The sequence below is a fragment of the Stutzerimonas stutzeri genome (genome assembly GCF_024448985.1).
In the GTDB taxonomy this organism is placed as follows: Bacteria; Pseudomonadota; Gammaproteobacteria; order Pseudomonadales; family Pseudomonadaceae; genus Stutzerimonas; species Stutzerimonas stutzeri_AP.
Genome location: NZ_JAMOII010000008.1, coordinates 97062 through 112950 on the forward strand (window position 1 = coordinate 97062; position 15889 = coordinate 112950).

The window sequence follows — 15889 nt, forward strand, 5'->3', positions numbered from 1 at the left end:
AGCCTACCAGGTAGTTGGCCGGGAGAAGGGTGGGCTGACGCGGACGCCGCCAGCCCACCCTTCTCCACCAGCCAGCCGAACTCCCGCCGCTCCGGCAGGCTCCAAGACTACAAGCCCTCACAGTGCCTGTATTCATGGACCTAGTCGTCGCCCGTCCCGAAGGCCTCTACTGCCCGCCCGGTGATTTCTATATCGATCCCTGGCGTACCGTTGAACGCGCCGTCATCACCCACGCCCACGGCGATCATGCGCGCTGGGGCATGGGCCACTACCTGGCTTCCAGCGACAGCGAAGGCATCCTGCGCTCGCGTATCGCCGCCGATATGCCGTTGCAGACGCTGGGCTACGGCGAAACCATCAACCATCACGGCGTAACGCTCAGCTTCCATCCCGCCGGTCATGTACTCGGCTCGGCGCAGATTCGTCTGGAATACCGCGGCGAAGTTTGGGTCGCCTCGGGCGACTATAAGGTAGAGCCGGACGGCACCTGTGCGCCCTTCGAGCCGGTGCGCTGCCATACCTTCATCACCGAATCCACCTTCGGCCTGCCCATCTATCGCTGGCCGTCGCAGACCGAAGTGTTTCGCGACATCAACGACTGGTGGCGCGCCAACGCCGCCGCTGGACGCCCCAGCGTGTTGTTCTGTTACGCCTTCGGCAAGGCGCAACGGATTCTGCATGGTCTTGATGAAAGCATTGGCAGCGTGGTGGTGCATGGCGCGGTCGAGCCACTGAACAAGGTGTATCGCGAAGGCGGCATCTATCTACCCCCAACCGTCTATGCCGGCGAACTGAAGAAGGGCGACCCACGCCTTAAACAAGCCATCATCCTGGCCCCGCCTTCAGCTGGCGGCAGCACCTGGATGCGCCGTTTCGGCGACTACGCCGACGCCTTCGCCAGCGGCTGGATGATGCTGCGCGGCACCCGCCGGCGTCGTGGCGTCGACCGTGGCTTCGTGCTCTCCGACCATGCCGACTGGCCCGGCCTGCTCTGGGCCATCGAACAGACCGGCGCCGAGCGGGTCATGGTGACCCACGGCTCGGTGCCGGTACTGGTGCGCTACCTGCGCGAGATGCGCGGTCTCGATGCCCAAGCCTTCGAAACCGAATACGGTGAAGAGGACGACGCAGCCACACAGGAGGCCGAATGATTTGGCGCCCAAGCTCGCGGATCTGCAGGAGCGAGCCCGCTCAGCAGGCTGCGCCGGGACCTGAGGGTGGTACGAAATGAAAGCCTTCGCCACCCTTTACAGCCGCCTCGACGCGACCACCTCCAGCAACGCCAAGCTTGCTGCGATGCGCGACTACTTCCGCGAAGCGGATCCCGCCGACGCCGCCTGGGCGGTCTACTTCCTGTCCGGGGGCCGGCCGCGCCAGCTGGTGCCGACCCGTGTGCTGCGCGAAACGGCCATGCAGGCGTCCGGTTTGCCGGAATGGTTGTTCGAAGAAAGCTACCAGGCTGTCGGTGACATGGCCGAAACCATCTCGCTATTGATGCCCGAAGCCGAGCACAGCTCGGACGAAGGCCTGGCGGTATGGATGCAGGACAGGCTGCTGCCCTTGCGTGGCCTGCCACCGGAGGAGCTGACCGCGCGCCTGCCATTGCTGTGGGCACAGCTGGACCGGCTGAGCCTCATGGTATGCATCAAGCTGATCACAGGCGCCTTTCGCGTCGGGGTATCGAAGCTGCTGGTCACGCGAGCGCTGGCCTCGCTCGCCGATCTCGACCCCAAGCGTGTGGCGCAGCGTCTGGTCGGTTACACCGACCTGTCTCACCGTCCCAGCGCCGAAGGCTACCTGGCTCTGATCGCCGACGAATCGGAACACGAACATGCCCAGCGGGGCGGCCAGCCCTACCCCTTCTTTCTTGCCCATTCATTGCAGGCGCCCGTGGAGGAGTTCGATAGCCTGCTGGGCGCCCCTGAGAACTGGTTCGTTGAATGGAAGTGGGATGGCATCCGCGCCCAGCTGGTCAAGCGCGACGGGCAGATCTGGGTCTGGTCGCGCGGTGAGGAACTGGTGAGCGAACGCTTTCCCGAGCTATGCGAGCTGGCCAGCTGTTTACCGGACGGAACGGTGATCGATGGCGAAATCCTGGTCTGGAAACATCCTCCCGAGCAATCCACCACTGCGCTACCGGCCCTCGATGCCGCAGCGCCGGCAGCTGAAGGGTCCGGCGTACAACCCTTCGCCCTGCTGCAGCAGCGCATTGGTCGCAAGAACCTCACCGCCAAGGTGCTGCAGGATGCACCCGTTTCCGTACTCGCCTATGACCTGCTGGAATGGCAAGGCGAGGACTGGCGGCAACGACCGCACCATGAACGTCGGCAACAGCTCGAAGCAGTGGTCGCACAATGCCCGAACCCACGGTTGATGCTGTCAGCACTGGTCACAGGCACCGACTGGCAGGATCTCGCCCGCCAGCGCGAGGCCTCACGCACCCTGGGCGTCGAGGGCATGATGATCAAGGCCCGCGCCGCGCAATATGGCGTCGGTCGCACGAAAGATGTGGGCCTCTGGTGGAAATGGAAGATCGACCCGTACTCCATTGATGCCGTATTGATCTATGCCCAGCGCGGCCATGGTCGCCGTGCCAGCCTCTATACCGATTACACCTTCGCCGTCTGGGACGGCGAGCCGGGCAACCCCGAACGCAAGCTGGTGCCCTTCGCCAAGGCCTATTCGGGACTCACCGACGAGGAGATGCGCAAGGTGGACGCCATCGTGCGCAAGACCACCGTGGAGAAGTTCGGCCCAGTGCGCAGCGTGACGCCGACCCTGGTGTTCGAGCTGGGCTTCGAAGGCATCGCCGCCAGTAGCCGGCATAAGAGCGGTATCGCCGTGAGATTTCCGAGGATGCTGCGCTGGCGTCACGACAAACCGGTGGACGAGGCGGATACGCTGGAGACGCTCAAGGAATTGCTGGGATGAGCGTGCTCCAGCCAGCCCAACGGCCGAACAAGTTCGGCCCTACAACAAAACCGCACTCCCGCCCCCGGTCGTAGGGCCGAATTTTCGGGCAACCTGCCCCGCCTAATACCTGCGAATCGGCAGATCTGGCCGAACACGTTTCGGCGCCACAACAAAACCGCTACTCCGAACCCGAACGTAGGACCGTGTTCTTCGGCTAACCTGCCCCGCCTAACAGCTGCGAATCGACAGACCTGGCCAAACACGTTCGGCCCATAACAAAACCGCTGCCTCGCACCCGACCGTAGGGCCGAATTTATTCGGCCAACCTGCCCCGCCTAACAGCTGCGAATCGACACACCTGGCCAAACATGTTCGGTCCTCACAACAAAACCGCTGTCTCGCACCCGACCGTAGGGCCGAATTTATGCGGCCAACCTGCCCCGCCTAACAGCTGCGAATCGACACACCTGGCCAAACACGTTCGGTCCCACAACAAAACCGCTGTCTCGCACCCGACCGTAGGGCCGAATTCATTTGCTAACCATCACAACCACACCGCATCCCACCAGGGGTAATCACCGATACGCTCCACCAGCCCAGCACGCAGCGGGTTGGCGACGATGTAGCGCGCAATCGCCTGGACGTCTTCTTCGCAGCGCAAGGCATGATCGTGATAGCCCGGCTGCCAGACCGAACCCGGCCGTAGCAGCGCTCGGCTGAGGAGTTGCCCGCTGCGGCCCTTGAAGCGTTTCAGCACCTGATCGAGCGAATGGCGCTCGCCGAGCTCGAACAATCAGTGCAGATGATCCGGCATCAGAACCCAGGCGAGCGTGGAAACCCAAGCGTCGTCGTCCAAGACGCGCATCTGGCCAATGACCAGACGTGCGCAGGCCGGGGGCGAGAACAGCGGCTGGCGATTCTTCGTACAGGTGGTGACGTGGTAAAGCTGACCGGGCGCGGAATAGCGGCCCCGCCGTAGAGCATCGCGCGACATGTCCTTATGTCCGTGCGGCGGAGGAAGGCTAACCATAGGAGGGTTGCGTCGGCCGAACAAGTTCGGCCCTACGGGCATGTGACCACCTCCGCACTGGCGCATGTCCAAGCTTGGCCGAATGAATTCGGCCCTACGGGACGTGACCGCCGCCCAATCGGTGCATGCCTAACTCGACCGAAAATCGCCCTACGGGTGCTACCGCTGCTGCACCGACCTTCTCTGTAGGGCCGAATTTATTCGGCCGCGCCAGTCGCCGCACCACTTTCGGGCACGACAAATACGCTGCACACATCAAGCAGCACCACGCCGGTGCAGCCACCGGTTTCTAGCCCTCTCAAGACGCTGCTGCGGCAAGGCACAGCGGTCTTGCCACCCACAAGGCACGACTATTGCTGAATGACGGTTCAACCATTGATGAACCTTCGGCAATGACAGCGCTGACTTCCCTGTTTACTCCTCATTGGCACGCTGAGCTGGAACTCGGCTACGCGCGTTTCGGCGAGACGACGCGCCCGGTGTTACGCCGCCACAGCGGCCCGCTACGGGTGCAGAAGCATCTGTATGCCGAGGGCCCAGAAGTCTGCCAACACATCATCGTGCACCCACCAGGCGGGATTGCTGGCGGTGATCGCTTGGACATCAGCGCCACGGTCGGCCCCAGCGCCTGGGCACAGCTGACCAGTCCCGGTGCAGCCAAGTGGTATCGCGCCGCCGCCCCGGCGTTCCAGCAATTGGCACTGCGTGTCGAAGCCGGCGCCACGCTCGAATGGCTGCCGCAGGAGACCATCGTCTATTCCGCTGCGCAGGCCGAGTTGTCCACGGCTATCGAACTGGAAGGTGACGCCAGGCTGTTCTACTGGGACATGGTCGCGCTGGGCCGCCCCGCGGCGAACGAACGTTTCGACGCCGGGCATTTCCAGGCGCAACTGGAAATCCGCCGTGACGGCGAACTGCTCTGGCACGAATGCCAGCGCGTTATCGGCGGTGACGGTTTGCTGGATTCGCCGATCGGTTTCGATGGCCAACCGGTGTTCGCCACCCTGATCGCCACGGGAGAAATCGACGCCGGGTTGATGGAGCGCTGCCGCGAACTACCGAGCCGGGTTCGCGGCGACCTGACACAACTGCCGGGGCTAATCGTCGGCCGCTGCCTGGCCCGCGAAGCCCTGCATGCCCGTGCCTGGCTGATCGAGCTGTGGCGCTTGCTGCGCCCGGAGCTGCTAGGGCGCGAAGCCGTACCGCCGAGAATCTGGAGTACCTGATCCATCGGTGAGCCAGGCTGCGCCATGGCTCACCGACTACCAAACCGCAGGTGGATGCGAAGAACGGCATCCGTCAATGAATGGAGCACCAATGGACCTCACCCCAAGAGAAAAAGACAAGCTGCTGATCTTCACCGCCGGCCTGGTAGCCGAGCGCCGTCTGGCACGTGGTGTGAAGCTCAACTACCCGGAAGCGATGGCCTACATTTCCGCGGCGCTGCTTGAAGGCGCCCGCGACGGCCGGACGGTGGCCGAGCTGATGCATTACGGCACCACTCTGCTCAGCCGCGAGCAGGTGATGGAAGGCGTGCCGGAAATGATTCCGGAGATCCAGGTCGAGGCCACCTTTCCGGACGGCACCAAGCTAGTCACCGTCCATCAACCGATCGCCTGACGGCAGCCATAAGCTCAACGCTGGAAGCTGGAAGCCAGAGCGATTCCAGCGGCTTTATTCGCTACCAGCTTCTGGCTTCAAGCTTCCCGCTCAATTACGGAGTAATGCCATGATCCCCGGCGAATACCAGATCCAGGACGGCGACATCGAGCTCAACGCCGGCCGCCGCACCCTGACCCTGAGCGTGGCCAACGGCGGCGACCGCCCAATCCAGGTCGGCTCGCACTATCACTTCTTCGAAACCAACGACGCCCTCAGTTTCGACCGCGCCGCCGCACGCGGCATGCGCCTGAACATCCCCGCCGGTACCGCAGTGCGCTTCGAGCCAGGCCAGAGCCGCGAGGTCGAGCTGGTCGAGCTGGCCGGTGATCGCCGAGTGTTCGGTTTTGCCGGGCGGGTGATGGGCGACCTCTGATGACGAGCTGGAAGCCAGAAGCTGGAAGCTCGAAGAAAAGCGCGTCCGAATTGCTTTCAGCTTCTAGCTTCCGGCTTCCGGCTTCCAGCTATCGAAAGGAACAGACATGAAAATCAGTCGAAGCGCTTATGCCGACATGTTCGGCCCCACCGTTGGCGACAAAGTGCGCCTGGCCGACACCGAGCTATGGATCGAAGTGGAGAAGGACTTCAACGTCTACGGCGATGAGGTGAAATTCGGCGGTGGCAAGGTCATCCGCGACGGCATGGGCCAGAGCCAGCTGTGTGCTGCCGACGTGGTCGATACAGTGATCACCAATGCGCTGATCGTCGATCACTGGGGCATCGTCAAGGCAGACGTTGGCCTAAAGGACGGGCGTATCGCCGCCATCGGCAAGGCCGGAAATCCGGATATTCAGCCCGGCGTGACCATCGCTATTGGCGGGGCCACCGAAGTCATCGCCGGTGAAGGCATGATCCTCACCGCGGGCGGTATCGACAGCCATATCCATTTCATCTGCCCGCAGCAGATCGAAGAAGCCCTCATGAGCGGCACCACTACCATGATCGGCGGCGGCACGGGACCGGCTACCGGCACCTACGCCACCACCGTGACACCCGGCCCTTGGCATATGGCGCGCATGCTCCAGGCCGCCGAGGCCTTTCCGATGAACATCGGCTTCACCGGCAAGGGCAATGTCTCGCTGCCCGAGCCGCTGATCGAACAGATCCAGGCTGGCGCCATCGGCCTCAAGCTGCATGAAGACTGGGGGACCACGCCGGCGGCCATCGACAATTGCCTGAGCGTGGCCGACCAGTACGATATCCAGGTGGCGATCCATACCGACACACTCAACGAATCAGGCTTCGTCGAGACGACGCTGGGAGCATTCAAGGGCCGCACCATTCACACCTACCACACCGAGGGTGCGGGAGGCGGTCACGCGCCGGACATCATCAAGGCCTGCGGCTTCCCCAACGTGCTACCCAGCTCGACCAACCCGACTCGGCCGTTCACCAAGAACACCATCGACGAGCATCTGGACATGCTCATGGTCTGCCATCACCTCGACCCGAGCATCGCCGAAGACGTGGCCTTCGCCGAGTCACGCATCCGCCGCGAGACCATCGCCGCCGAAGACATCCTCCACGACCTCGGCGCCTTCTCCATGATCAGCTCCGACAGTCAGGCCATGGGCCGCGTCGGCGAAGTCATCACCCGCACCTGGCAGACCGCCGACAAAATGAAGAAGCAGCGCGGCGCCCTATCCGGCGACGGTCCTGGCAATGACAACTTCCGCGTGAAGCGCTACATCGCCAAGTACACCATCAACCCCGCTATCACCCATGGCATCAGTCACGAAGTCGGCTCCATCGAAATCGGCAAGTGGGCCGACCTGGTGCTCTGGCGGCCGGCATTCTTCGGCGTCAAACCGACCCTGATCCTCAAGGGCGGCGTCATTGCTGCCAGCCTGATGGGCGACGCCAACGCGTCGATTCCGACCCCCCAGCCGGTGCACTATCGGCCGATGTTCGGCAGCTACGGCGGTTCGCTGCATGCGTCGAGCTTTACCTTCATCAGCCAGGCCGCGTTTGAGGCCGGCGTGCCGGAGCAGCTCGGGCTGAAGAAAAAAATAGGCGTGGTAAAGGGCTGTCGGACGGTGCAGAAAAAGGACCTGATTCATAACGACTACACGCCACAGATCGACGTCGACCCGCAGAACTACCAGGTGAAAGCAGATGGCCAGCTGCTCTGGTGCGAGCCAGCCGAGGTGTTGCCGATGGCGCAGCGGTATTTCCTGTTCTGATCCTGCTGTTCTGACTCAACGTGCCGTACAGCGGCGGAAAAATTTCCGCCCTACGGATCACGGTCATTCAACACACCGCTCGAAGCGGAACACCGTGGGTTTTAACCCGCCATCGGCGCTCGGCTCAGCGCTGCAACGCAACGCAACGGCGAAAGAATCCACTTCAGCACCCCGCCGGGGCATGCGAGGTTTTTCTTGCGAGCTATCGGTGCATTACAGGGCGATTCGCGACCGGCCGCCCGGTTTTTTCATCGTCGCTTGTATACAAAGCGCATAGCGAAACATGCCGGACGGTCTAAGCTTCCGGTATCGAGCATGAACCGAGCGATCAACAATTTGCTCGATGCCTCGCGGGCCGAGCCGTACGCGGAACAAGAACTGCATACACCTATGCCACCTTGTCTTGCATACAGAGCGCACGCCATGAACCACGACGATTTCAATATCAAGCGGATCGATACCAGCCTGCACAACGCCGACCTTGCGCCCTTGTCCCCCGCGAAGCGCAAATGGGGCTGGTTCGAAATTTTCAACGTCTGGTCCAACGATATCCAGAGCCTGTTCGGCTACACCCTAGCTGCCACCCTGTTCATCAGCTATGGCCTGAACGGCTGGGCGGTGCTTGCAGGAATCGTACTGGCGGGGTTCATCGTCATGGGGTTGGTGCAGTTGACCGGCAAACCCAGCGTCAAGTACGGCATCCCCTTCCCGGTCATGGCCCGCGCCAGCATGGGCGTGCGCGGGGCGAACTTCCCTGCGGTAGTACGCGGCATCGTGGCGATCTTCTGGTACGGCGTGCAGACCTACTTCGCCTCCACGGCGGTAGCGCTGTTGATCCGCACGCTGTTCGGTCCTGGCTCGGATGCGACGCTGCTGGGCCTGACCTTCATCGATTGGATGGCCTACGTGATCGTCTGCGTATTCCAGGTGGCGTTATTCGTGCGCGGCGTAGATTGGGTCACACGATTCCTCAACTGGGCCGGCCCGCTGGTCTATCTGGTGATGATCGCGATGATGATCGCCATCTGCTACAAGGCCGGGCCGGGTCTCATCGGCGCGCTTGGCAGCATTTTCAGCGGCACCGGCAGCTATACCGGCGGCCCCATCGCCGCATTTGCTGCGGTGGTCGGCACCATGGTGGCCTACTTCGCGGCCGTGGTGATCAATTACGGGGACTTTGCCCGCTTCGTAAAGAACGAGCGGCAGATGCGCATCGGCAATTTCCTGGGGCTTCCGGTGAGCCTTGCAATCTTCTCCATGATCGCTTTGGTGATTACGGCCGGCACCGTAGTAGTGTTCGGCGAGACGCTGACTAACCCGACCGATATCGTCGCGCGGATCGATAATGTCGGCCTGACCCTGATCGCTGCGCTGACCTTCTTCGTCGCAACGGTGGGCATCAACCTGGTCGCCAACTTCATCCCCCCGGCCTACGACATCGCCAACCTGTCACCGGCCCGTATCAGTGCCCGTACCGGCGGATTCATCACCGCAACCATCGCCTTCTTCATCGGCGCACTCTGGGTATCCTTCATCAGCGCCGTAGGCATCGCCGCATTTGTCGACACGCTGGGCGCGGTGCTGGCGCCGCTGTACGGCATCCTCGTCGCCGACTACTACCTGATCCGCCGTCAGCAATTGAACGTGCAGGAGCTGTTCTCGGCGGAACCAGGTTCGACCTACTACTTCAGCGCAGGCTGGAATCGCAAGGCGATCATCGCCTTCGGCATCAGCTCGCTGTTCTCGGTCGCATCGGTATGGACGCCCGGCCTGGAAAGCCTGTCGGGCTTCGCCTGGTTGCTCGGCGCGCTATTTGGTGGAGTCGTGCATTACCTGCTGATGCGTAAACACCCGGTGGCTTCAGGTGTAGCACCCGCTGCGACGCCGTAAAGGGAGCGGGTCCGAACGGATCGGTCAGAAAGGATCGGTTCGTTCGATTTTGCAACGCCCGCGAACAGCTGATTCGCTAAGCGCATCGCCACACGGATCACCATTTTCGCAATCGGCACCACTGCGCCATCGCAACTGACGATCCTTACTGCCGGAACGGGCAGCGCACCAATGTAATGCGCGACGCTTTTCAGCGCACCACGACGACACAGATCGAGCCCCATTTTCAGGCACACCGGCCACTGCAGCCCGCACGACACGTCTATGAGGAAGGTTGGCAAGGGCCTTGCTCTGCTTGCGTCATCACACAAGCGGAACTGCCCATGCTGGTCATTCATCAACGCACCACCCCACAGGCCAAAGGCGACGCCGAGCTGGAACTGAGCTACGAGGCGCGCAGCAAGTCGCGCCTGCGCTGCTTTACCACCGATGGCGAGGAAGTTGGGCTGTTTCTCGAACGCGGCCAGCCGCCACTGCATGACGGTGAATGCTTGCAGGCCCAGGACGGCCGCATCGTCATCGTGCGCGCCCGCGCCGAACAGCTGCTCCACGTAACCTGCTCCAGCAGCTTCGAACTGACCCGGGCTGCCTACCACCTGGGCAATCGCCATGTAGCCCTACAAGTCGGAGATGGCTGGCTGCGCTTGCTCGACGACTACGTGCTCAAGGACATGCTGCTGCAACTGGGCGCCAACGTCGAACCCATCGAAGCGCCCTTCCAGCCGGAACACGGCGCCTACGGCGGCGGTCACCACCACTCCCACGCCGGCGAAGCCGAATTCAGCTACGCGCCGAGGCTGCACCAGTTCGGCGCGCGCCGGTGAATCCGGCTGCGTTCGCGCTGCTGCGGCTGGCCAGTCCCCAGCTGCCTATTGGCAGCTACAGCTATTCGCAGGGCCTGGAAATGGCGGTGGAGCAAGGGTTGGTACAGGACGAGACCAGTGCCCGGCGCTGGCTCGGCGACCAGTTGCTGCTCAATCTGGCGCGCTTCGAAATGCCGCTGCTGCTGGCCCATTGCGAGGCAGCCGCCGCCGAAGACTGGTTCGAACTGGAGCGCCTGGCCGCACGTAATCGTGCCAGCCGCGAAACGCGAGAGCTGCGCCTGGAAAGCAGGCAGATGGGCTATTCACTCAAGCAATTGCTGAGCAACCTGCCAGAACTGGACGACCCCGCCCGCGCTCTGTTTGCACGCATTGAAGAACCCGGCCTCGCCCTCGGCTGGGCGCTGGCTGCGCGCGCTTGGGCCATCTCGCCCGACGATGCACTCAGCGCCTGGCTTTGGGGCTGGCTGGAAAACCAGCTGGCCGTGCTGATGAAAACCTTGCCGCTGGGCCAACAGGCTGCCCAACGGCTGACGTCCGAACTGCTGCCGACGCTGGAGCAGGCCCAGCGTGCCGCGAGCGAGATCGATCCCAAGCACTGGGGCAGCGCCCCCTTTGGCCTGGCACTGACTTGTATGGCCCATGAGCGCCAGTACAGCCGGCTGTTCCGCTCATGAACGCAGCCGGCAGCGCCACATACGCAACCACACTCATTACCGCAACAGAGGACATCACCATGAACGCCCAACCCCTGCGTGTCGGCATTGGCGGCCCAGTCGGCTCCGGCAAGACCGCGCTGACCCTCGCCCTGTGCCTGGCCCTGCGCGAGCGCTACAACCTGGCCGTGGTCACCAACGATATCTATACCCAAGAAGACGCCCAGTTCCTGGTACGAAACGAGGCCCTGGCGCCCGAGCGCATCATCGGTGTGGAAACAGGCGGCTGCCCGCACACGGCGATCCGTGAGGACGCCTCGATCAATCTGGAAGCCGTCGATCAGCTCAACCGGCGCTTTCCAGGGCTGGACTTGATCCTTGTCGAATCCGGCGGCGACAACCTGTCCGCCACCTTCAGTCCCGAGCTGTCCGACCTGACTATCTATGTGATCGACGTCTCGGCCGGCGACAAGCTGCCGCGCAAGGGCGGGCCGGGCATCTGCAAGTCCGACCTGCTGGTAATCAACAAGGTCGATCTGGCGCCGATGGTCGGTGCCTCGCTGGAGGTCATGGACCGCGACACCCGCAAGATGCGCGGCGACAAGCCCTTCGTCTTCAGCAACCAGAAGGTCGGCCAGGGTCTCGACGAGATCATCGCCTTCATCGAGAAACAAGGAATGCTCAACGCCGCCTGAGCGAAACCATTCCTATAGGAGCGAGGGGGACCCCGAGTCCTTGCCCGCGAAACCGCAAACCGCAACCGACCTTCACGAATCCTGACCGCTCTAGAAAAACCAAAGGGACACCGCATGAACCTACACAGAAACTTCTTCCTCGCTTCCGCCCTGCTGCTCATCCCAGCATTGGCCTTTGCCCATCCCGGCCATGACCATGCCGGGGTGATGTCCGGCATCGCTCACCCGATCCTGGGTCTCGATCACCTGCTGGCCATGCTAGCCGTCGGCCTGTGGGCTTCGCAGCAGCAGGGCAATGCACGTCTGGCTCTCCCACTGACCTTCGTCGCCACCATGCTCGTCGGCGGCCTGCTCGGCTTCGCCGGCATTGAGCTGCCACTCATGGAAACCGGTATCGCCGGATCGGTCCTGGCGCTCGGCCTGCTGGTAGCGCTGGCGGTACGTCCGCCGCTGCCGCTGGCGGCCGGTCTGACCGCACTGTTCGCGATCAGCCACGGCATGGCCCACGGCCTGGAACTGCCGGAGCTGGCGAGCCCATGGGGTTATGCGGCCGGATTCATCGTCGCCACGGCGGCCCTGCATGCTGCCGGTTACGCCGTCGCACGCAGCCTGCCGCAAGCCGCCGCGCCGCTGGTGCGTATCGCCGGCGCCGCCTCGGCACTGGCCGGCGCCTGGCTGCTGGCCGGCTGAGTAAGGGCAAATCAACCTCTAGCCTTCGCACCACGAGCGTGCAGAGCTCCGCTCCGTCGCATCCCCACCGCCCCGTTTTCGCACCATACCGACGCGCCGCGCTTGTACGGCGCATGGTCGAAAACGGGGGCAAAGCCCCCATTTAGAGCGCTCCCGGAAGAATTGGCACGGATGCTGCGATAGAGCTTCACGTCCCCAAGGACCAACCCACAGTTGCGCATGGACAGCCAAGGAGCCGCCCACCATGAAACGCCGTCCTCTACTGAATTCCACCCTTGCCGCCAGTGCCCTGATGCTCAGCGGCCTGTTCCCCTTCACCCTGCAGGCCGCCGAGACCATTAAGGTCGGCATCCTGCATTCGCTGTCCGGCACCATGGCCATTTCGGAGACGTCGCTGAAAGACATGGCGCTGATGACCATCGACGAGATCAATGCCAAGGGCGGCGTGCTCGGCAAGCAACTCGAGCCGGTGGTCGTCGATCCGGCTTCCAACTGGCCGCTGTTCGCCGAGAAAGGCCGTCAGCTGCTGACTCAAGACAAGGTCGCGGTGACCTTCGGTTGCTGGACCTCGGTGTCGCGCAAATCCGTGCTGCCAGTCTATGAAGAGCTCAACGGCCTGCTGTTCTACCCCGTCCAGTACGAAGGCGAAGAGCTGTCACCCAACGTCTTCTATACCGGCGCAGCGCCCAACCAGCAGGCCATCCCGGCGGTCGAGTACCTGATGAGCGAAGACGGCGGCAGCGCCGAGCGCTTCTTCCTGCTCGGCACCGACTACGTCTACCCACGTACCACCAACAAGATCCTGCGCGCGTTCCTGATCAGCAAGGGCGTGCCGGAATCCAGCATCGAGGAGGTCTACACTCCCTTCGGTCACAGCGATTACCAGACCATCGTCGCCAACATCAAGAAGTTCTCCGTCGGCGGCAAGACCGCCGTGGTGTCGACCATCAACGGCGACTCCAACGTGCCCTTCTACAAGGAGCTGGCCAACCAGGGCCTGGACGCCACCGAGGTGCCGGTGGTGGCCTTCTCCGTGGGTGAAGAAGAGCTGCGCGGCATCGACACCAAGCCGCTGGTGGGCCACCTGGCCGCCTGGAACTACTTCCAGTCGGTGGAAAACCCGGTCAACACCGAGTTCGTCAGCAAATGGAAGGCCTACGCCAAGGCCAAGAACCTGCCGGGCGCTGACAAGGCGGTGACCAACGATCCGATGGAAGCCACCTACGTGGGCATCCACATGTGGGCGCAAGCGGTGGAGAAAGCCGGCACAACCGATGTTGGCAAAGTGCGCGATGCACTGGCTGGCCAGACCTTCGATGCACCGAGCGGCTACACCCTGACCATGGACGAAAAGAACCACCACTTGCACAAGCCGGTAATGATCGGCGAAGTCCAGGACGACGGGCAGTTCTCGGTGGTCTGGGAAACCGAAAGCCCACTCCGTGCACAACCGTGGAGTCCTTATATCCCAGGCAACGACGCGAAGCCGGATTACGCGGTGAAGTCGAACTGATTTCGTCTCTGTAGCCATCGTAGGGTGGGTCGAGCGGCGTTCCGCTTCAGCCCACCGCTACCTGACGACGCATTGAAGCAAGACGTTTTCGCCCGGTCATTGGTGGGCTTCAGCCCACCGAAGGAGGCCGTGGTGGGCTGAAGCCCACCCTACGGAAGCCTCCTGAACCTCGGCGACTTTGCCGCTTTTCCAGAGGTAACTGCCTTGTACCGACTTTTCCTCCTGCTCCTGCCCCTGCTTGCCCTGCCCTGGACGGCTCAGGCCGGAGACTCAGCCGACTACGCCAGCGCCAGCCCGGCGCAGCAGGCGAAACTGCTGGAACGCTGGGCCATCTCGCCAGTCCCTGAGCGCCTGCCGCTGATCGAAGCGCTGCGCGCCAATCGCGTCGCCATCGATAAGAACAAGTCGCCCTTCATCGAAGAGAACGGTGACTACCGCGCCCTCGAAGGCGATGCCAAACCGGTCGGCACGCCGAAGAAGCTGCGTTTGAATAACCGCCTGCGCGGCTTGCTCAATACCGCGCTGGCCAGCCATCAGCTGTTCTCCGACGCCCCGTTGCAACGCCTCAGCGCTGCCAAGCGCCTGCAGCGCAGCGGCCAGCCGGAACAGCTGCCGCTCCTGCAACAGCGGCTCGAAGCCGAAGATGATCCGGCCGTACGCGAAGCCCTCACACTGGCTCTGGCCAACCTCCAGCTGAGCGCTGAGGACTCCGCTGTGCGCCTGGCCGCCGTCCGCCTGCTGGGCGAAACCGGTGCGCCGCTGGCGCGGGTACGCCTGGAGAACTTACTGGCCGACGAAGCGGAAACCGACGCGGATGTGCGCAAGGCCGCCGAGACCAGCCTGGTCCAGGTCAAACGCAAGCTGCTGATCGGCGAACTGCTCGGCCAGGCCTTCAGCGGTTTGTCGCTAGGCTCGATCCTGCTGCTCGCCGCGCTGGGCCTGGCCATCACCTTCGGCCTGTTGGGCGTAATCAACATGGCCCACGGCGAGATGCTGATGCTCGGCGCCTACGCGACCTACATGGTGCAGGTGCTGATGGCGCGGCTGGCGCCGGATGCCCTGGCGTTCTATCCACTTGTCGCGCTGCCGGTAGCCTTCTTTGTCACCGCTGCCGTCGGTATGGCACTGGAACGCACCGTGATCCGACACCTTTATGGCCGACCGCTGGAAACCCTGCTGGCGACCTGGGGCATCAGCCTGATCCTGATCCAGCTGGTGCGCGTGCTGTTCGGCGCGCAAAACGTGGAAGTCGCCAACCCAGGCTGGCTGTCAGGCGGGTTACAGGTGTTGCCGAACCTGGTTTTGCCCTACAACCGCATGGTGATCATCGGCTTTGCGCTGTTCGTGGTGCTGCTGACCTGGCTGCTGCTGAACAAGACCCGCCTGGGCCTGAACGTGCGTGCTGTGACCCAGAACCGCAACATGGCCGCCTGCTGCGGCGTGCCGACTGGGCGCATCGACATGATGGCTTTCGGGCTCGGTTCGGGGATTGCCGGGTTGGGTGGCGTGGCGCTGAGTCAGATAGGCAACGTCGGCCCGGACCTGGGCCAGGGCTACATCATCGATTCGTTCCTGGTGGTGGTGCTCGGTGGTGTTGGCCAGCTGGCCGGCAGCATCTTCGCCGCCTTCGGCCTGGGCATCGCCAACAAGATCCTCGAACCGCAGATCGGCGCGGTGCTGGGCAAGATCCTCATCCTTGCGCTGATCATCCTGTTCATCCAGAAGCGCCCGCAGGGGCTGTTCGCGCTGAAAGGGAGGGTGATCGATTGATGCCGCCATCGCCCCACCGCCTGCCGCATCGCCGTAGGAGCGAGCTTGCTCGCGAACCGAGCTACGCGC

14 protein-coding genes and 1 pseudogene are annotated in these 15889 nt (G+C 63.1%); 13 read left to right on the forward strand and 2 right to left on the reverse strand.

What is annotated here, in order from left to right; all coding sequences use genetic code 11:
* The first annotated feature begins 134 nt into the window (after window positions 1–134).
* Complete coding sequence (locus tag NA647_RS11515) at window positions 135–1151, forward strand: ligase-associated DNA damage response exonuclease (protein WP_256057811.1); 1017 nt, start codon at window positions 135–137, stop codon at window positions 1149–1151.
* Between the two features lie 76 nt (window positions 1152–1227).
* Entirely contained in the window at window positions 1228–2931 is a 1704-nt protein-coding gene (locus NA647_RS11520; RefSeq protein ID WP_256057812.1) for an ATP-dependent DNA ligase, read from the forward strand.
* Window positions 2932–3457: 526 nt separating this feature from the next.
* Here the strand turns inward: NA647_RS11520 and NA647_RS11525 are convergent.
* Window positions 3458–3907, reverse strand: a pseudogene (locus NA647_RS11525) (REP-associated tyrosine transposase).
* Window positions 3908–4335: 428 nt separating this feature from the next.
* Between NA647_RS11525 and NA647_RS11530 the strand changes: the two are divergent.
* The 5 genes from NA647_RS11530 to NA647_RS11550 all read left to right on the forward strand — a co-directional run bounded on the left by NA647_RS11530 (window position 4336) and on the right by NA647_RS11550 (window position 9675).
* Entirely contained in the window at window positions 4336–5169 is an 834-nt protein-coding gene (locus tag NA647_RS11530; RefSeq protein ID WP_256057813.1) for an urease accessory protein UreD, read from the forward strand.
* 91 nt (window positions 5170–5260) lie between these two features.
* Window positions 5261–5563 carry an urease subunit gamma gene (gene ureA / locus NA647_RS11535; protein ID WP_131648182.1) on the forward strand — a complete coding sequence of 101 codons (303 nt, stop codon included), beginning with the start codon at window positions 5261–5263 and terminating at the stop codon, window positions 5561–5563.
* A gap of 109 nt (window positions 5564–5672) precedes the next feature.
* The gene (locus NA647_RS11540) at window positions 5673–5978 is read left to right on the forward strand and encodes an urease subunit beta (protein ID WP_256057814.1); all 306 of its coding nucleotides are present in this window, start codon (window positions 5673–5675) and stop codon (window positions 5976–5978) included.
* A 106-nt stretch (window positions 5979–6084) separates the two neighbouring features.
* Entirely contained in the window at window positions 6085–7785 is a 1701-nt protein-coding gene (gene ureC, locus NA647_RS11545) for an urease subunit alpha (protein WP_256057815.1), read from the forward strand.
* A gap of 423 nt (window positions 7786–8208) precedes the next feature.
* The gene (locus tag NA647_RS11550) at window positions 8209–9675 is read left to right on the forward strand and encodes an NCS1 family nucleobase:cation symporter-1 (protein WP_256057816.1); all 1467 of its coding nucleotides are present in this window, start codon (window positions 8209–8211) and stop codon (window positions 9673–9675) included.
* On the opposite strand, the gene NA647_RS11555 is transcribed toward NA647_RS11550, so the two are convergent.
* Window positions 9615–10013 (reverse strand): hypothetical protein, encoded by a 399-nt coding sequence (locus NA647_RS11555; protein WP_256057817.1) that lies wholly within the window; start codon window positions 10011–10013, stop codon window positions 9615–9617. The genes NA647_RS11550 and NA647_RS11555 overlap by 61 nt on opposite strands.
* Here NA647_RS11555 and ureE point away from each other — a divergent pair.
* The 6 genes from ureE to urtB all read left to right on the forward strand — a co-directional run bounded on the left by ureE (window position 9999) and on the right by urtB (window position 15820).
* On the forward strand, window positions 9999–10499 hold the full coding sequence (gene ureE / locus NA647_RS11560) for an urease accessory protein UreE (protein ID WP_256057818.1): 501 nt from the start codon (window positions 9999–10001) through the stop codon (window positions 10497–10499). The genes NA647_RS11555 and ureE overlap by 15 nt on opposite strands.
* Window positions 10496–11173, forward strand: coding sequence for an urease accessory protein UreF (locus NA647_RS11565; RefSeq protein ID WP_256057819.1), 678 nt, complete (start codon window positions 10496–10498; stop codon window positions 11171–11173). The genes ureE and NA647_RS11565 overlap by 4 nt, the downstream gene beginning before the upstream one ends.
* A gap of 59 nt (window positions 11174–11232) precedes the next feature.
* Complete coding sequence (ureG, locus tag NA647_RS11570) at window positions 11233–11847, forward strand: urease accessory protein UreG (RefSeq protein WP_256057820.1); 615 nt, start codon at window positions 11233–11235, stop codon at window positions 11845–11847.
* 114 nt (window positions 11848–11961) lie between these two features.
* Entirely contained in the window at window positions 11962–12537 is a 576-nt protein-coding gene (locus tag NA647_RS11575) for a HupE/UreJ family protein (protein ID WP_256057821.1), read from the forward strand.
* Window positions 12538–12781: 244 nt separating this feature from the next.
* Window positions 12782–14050, forward strand: a complete 1269-nt coding sequence (gene urtA / locus NA647_RS11580; RefSeq protein ID WP_256057822.1) for an urea ABC transporter substrate-binding protein — start codon at window positions 12782–12784, stop codon at window positions 14048–14050.
* 204 nt (window positions 14051–14254) lie between these two features.
* Window positions 14255–15820 (forward strand): urea ABC transporter permease subunit UrtB, encoded by a 1566-nt coding sequence (gene urtB, locus NA647_RS11585; RefSeq protein ID WP_256057823.1) that lies wholly within the window; start codon window positions 14255–14257, stop codon window positions 15818–15820.
* Window positions 15821–15889 lie beyond the last annotated feature (69 nt).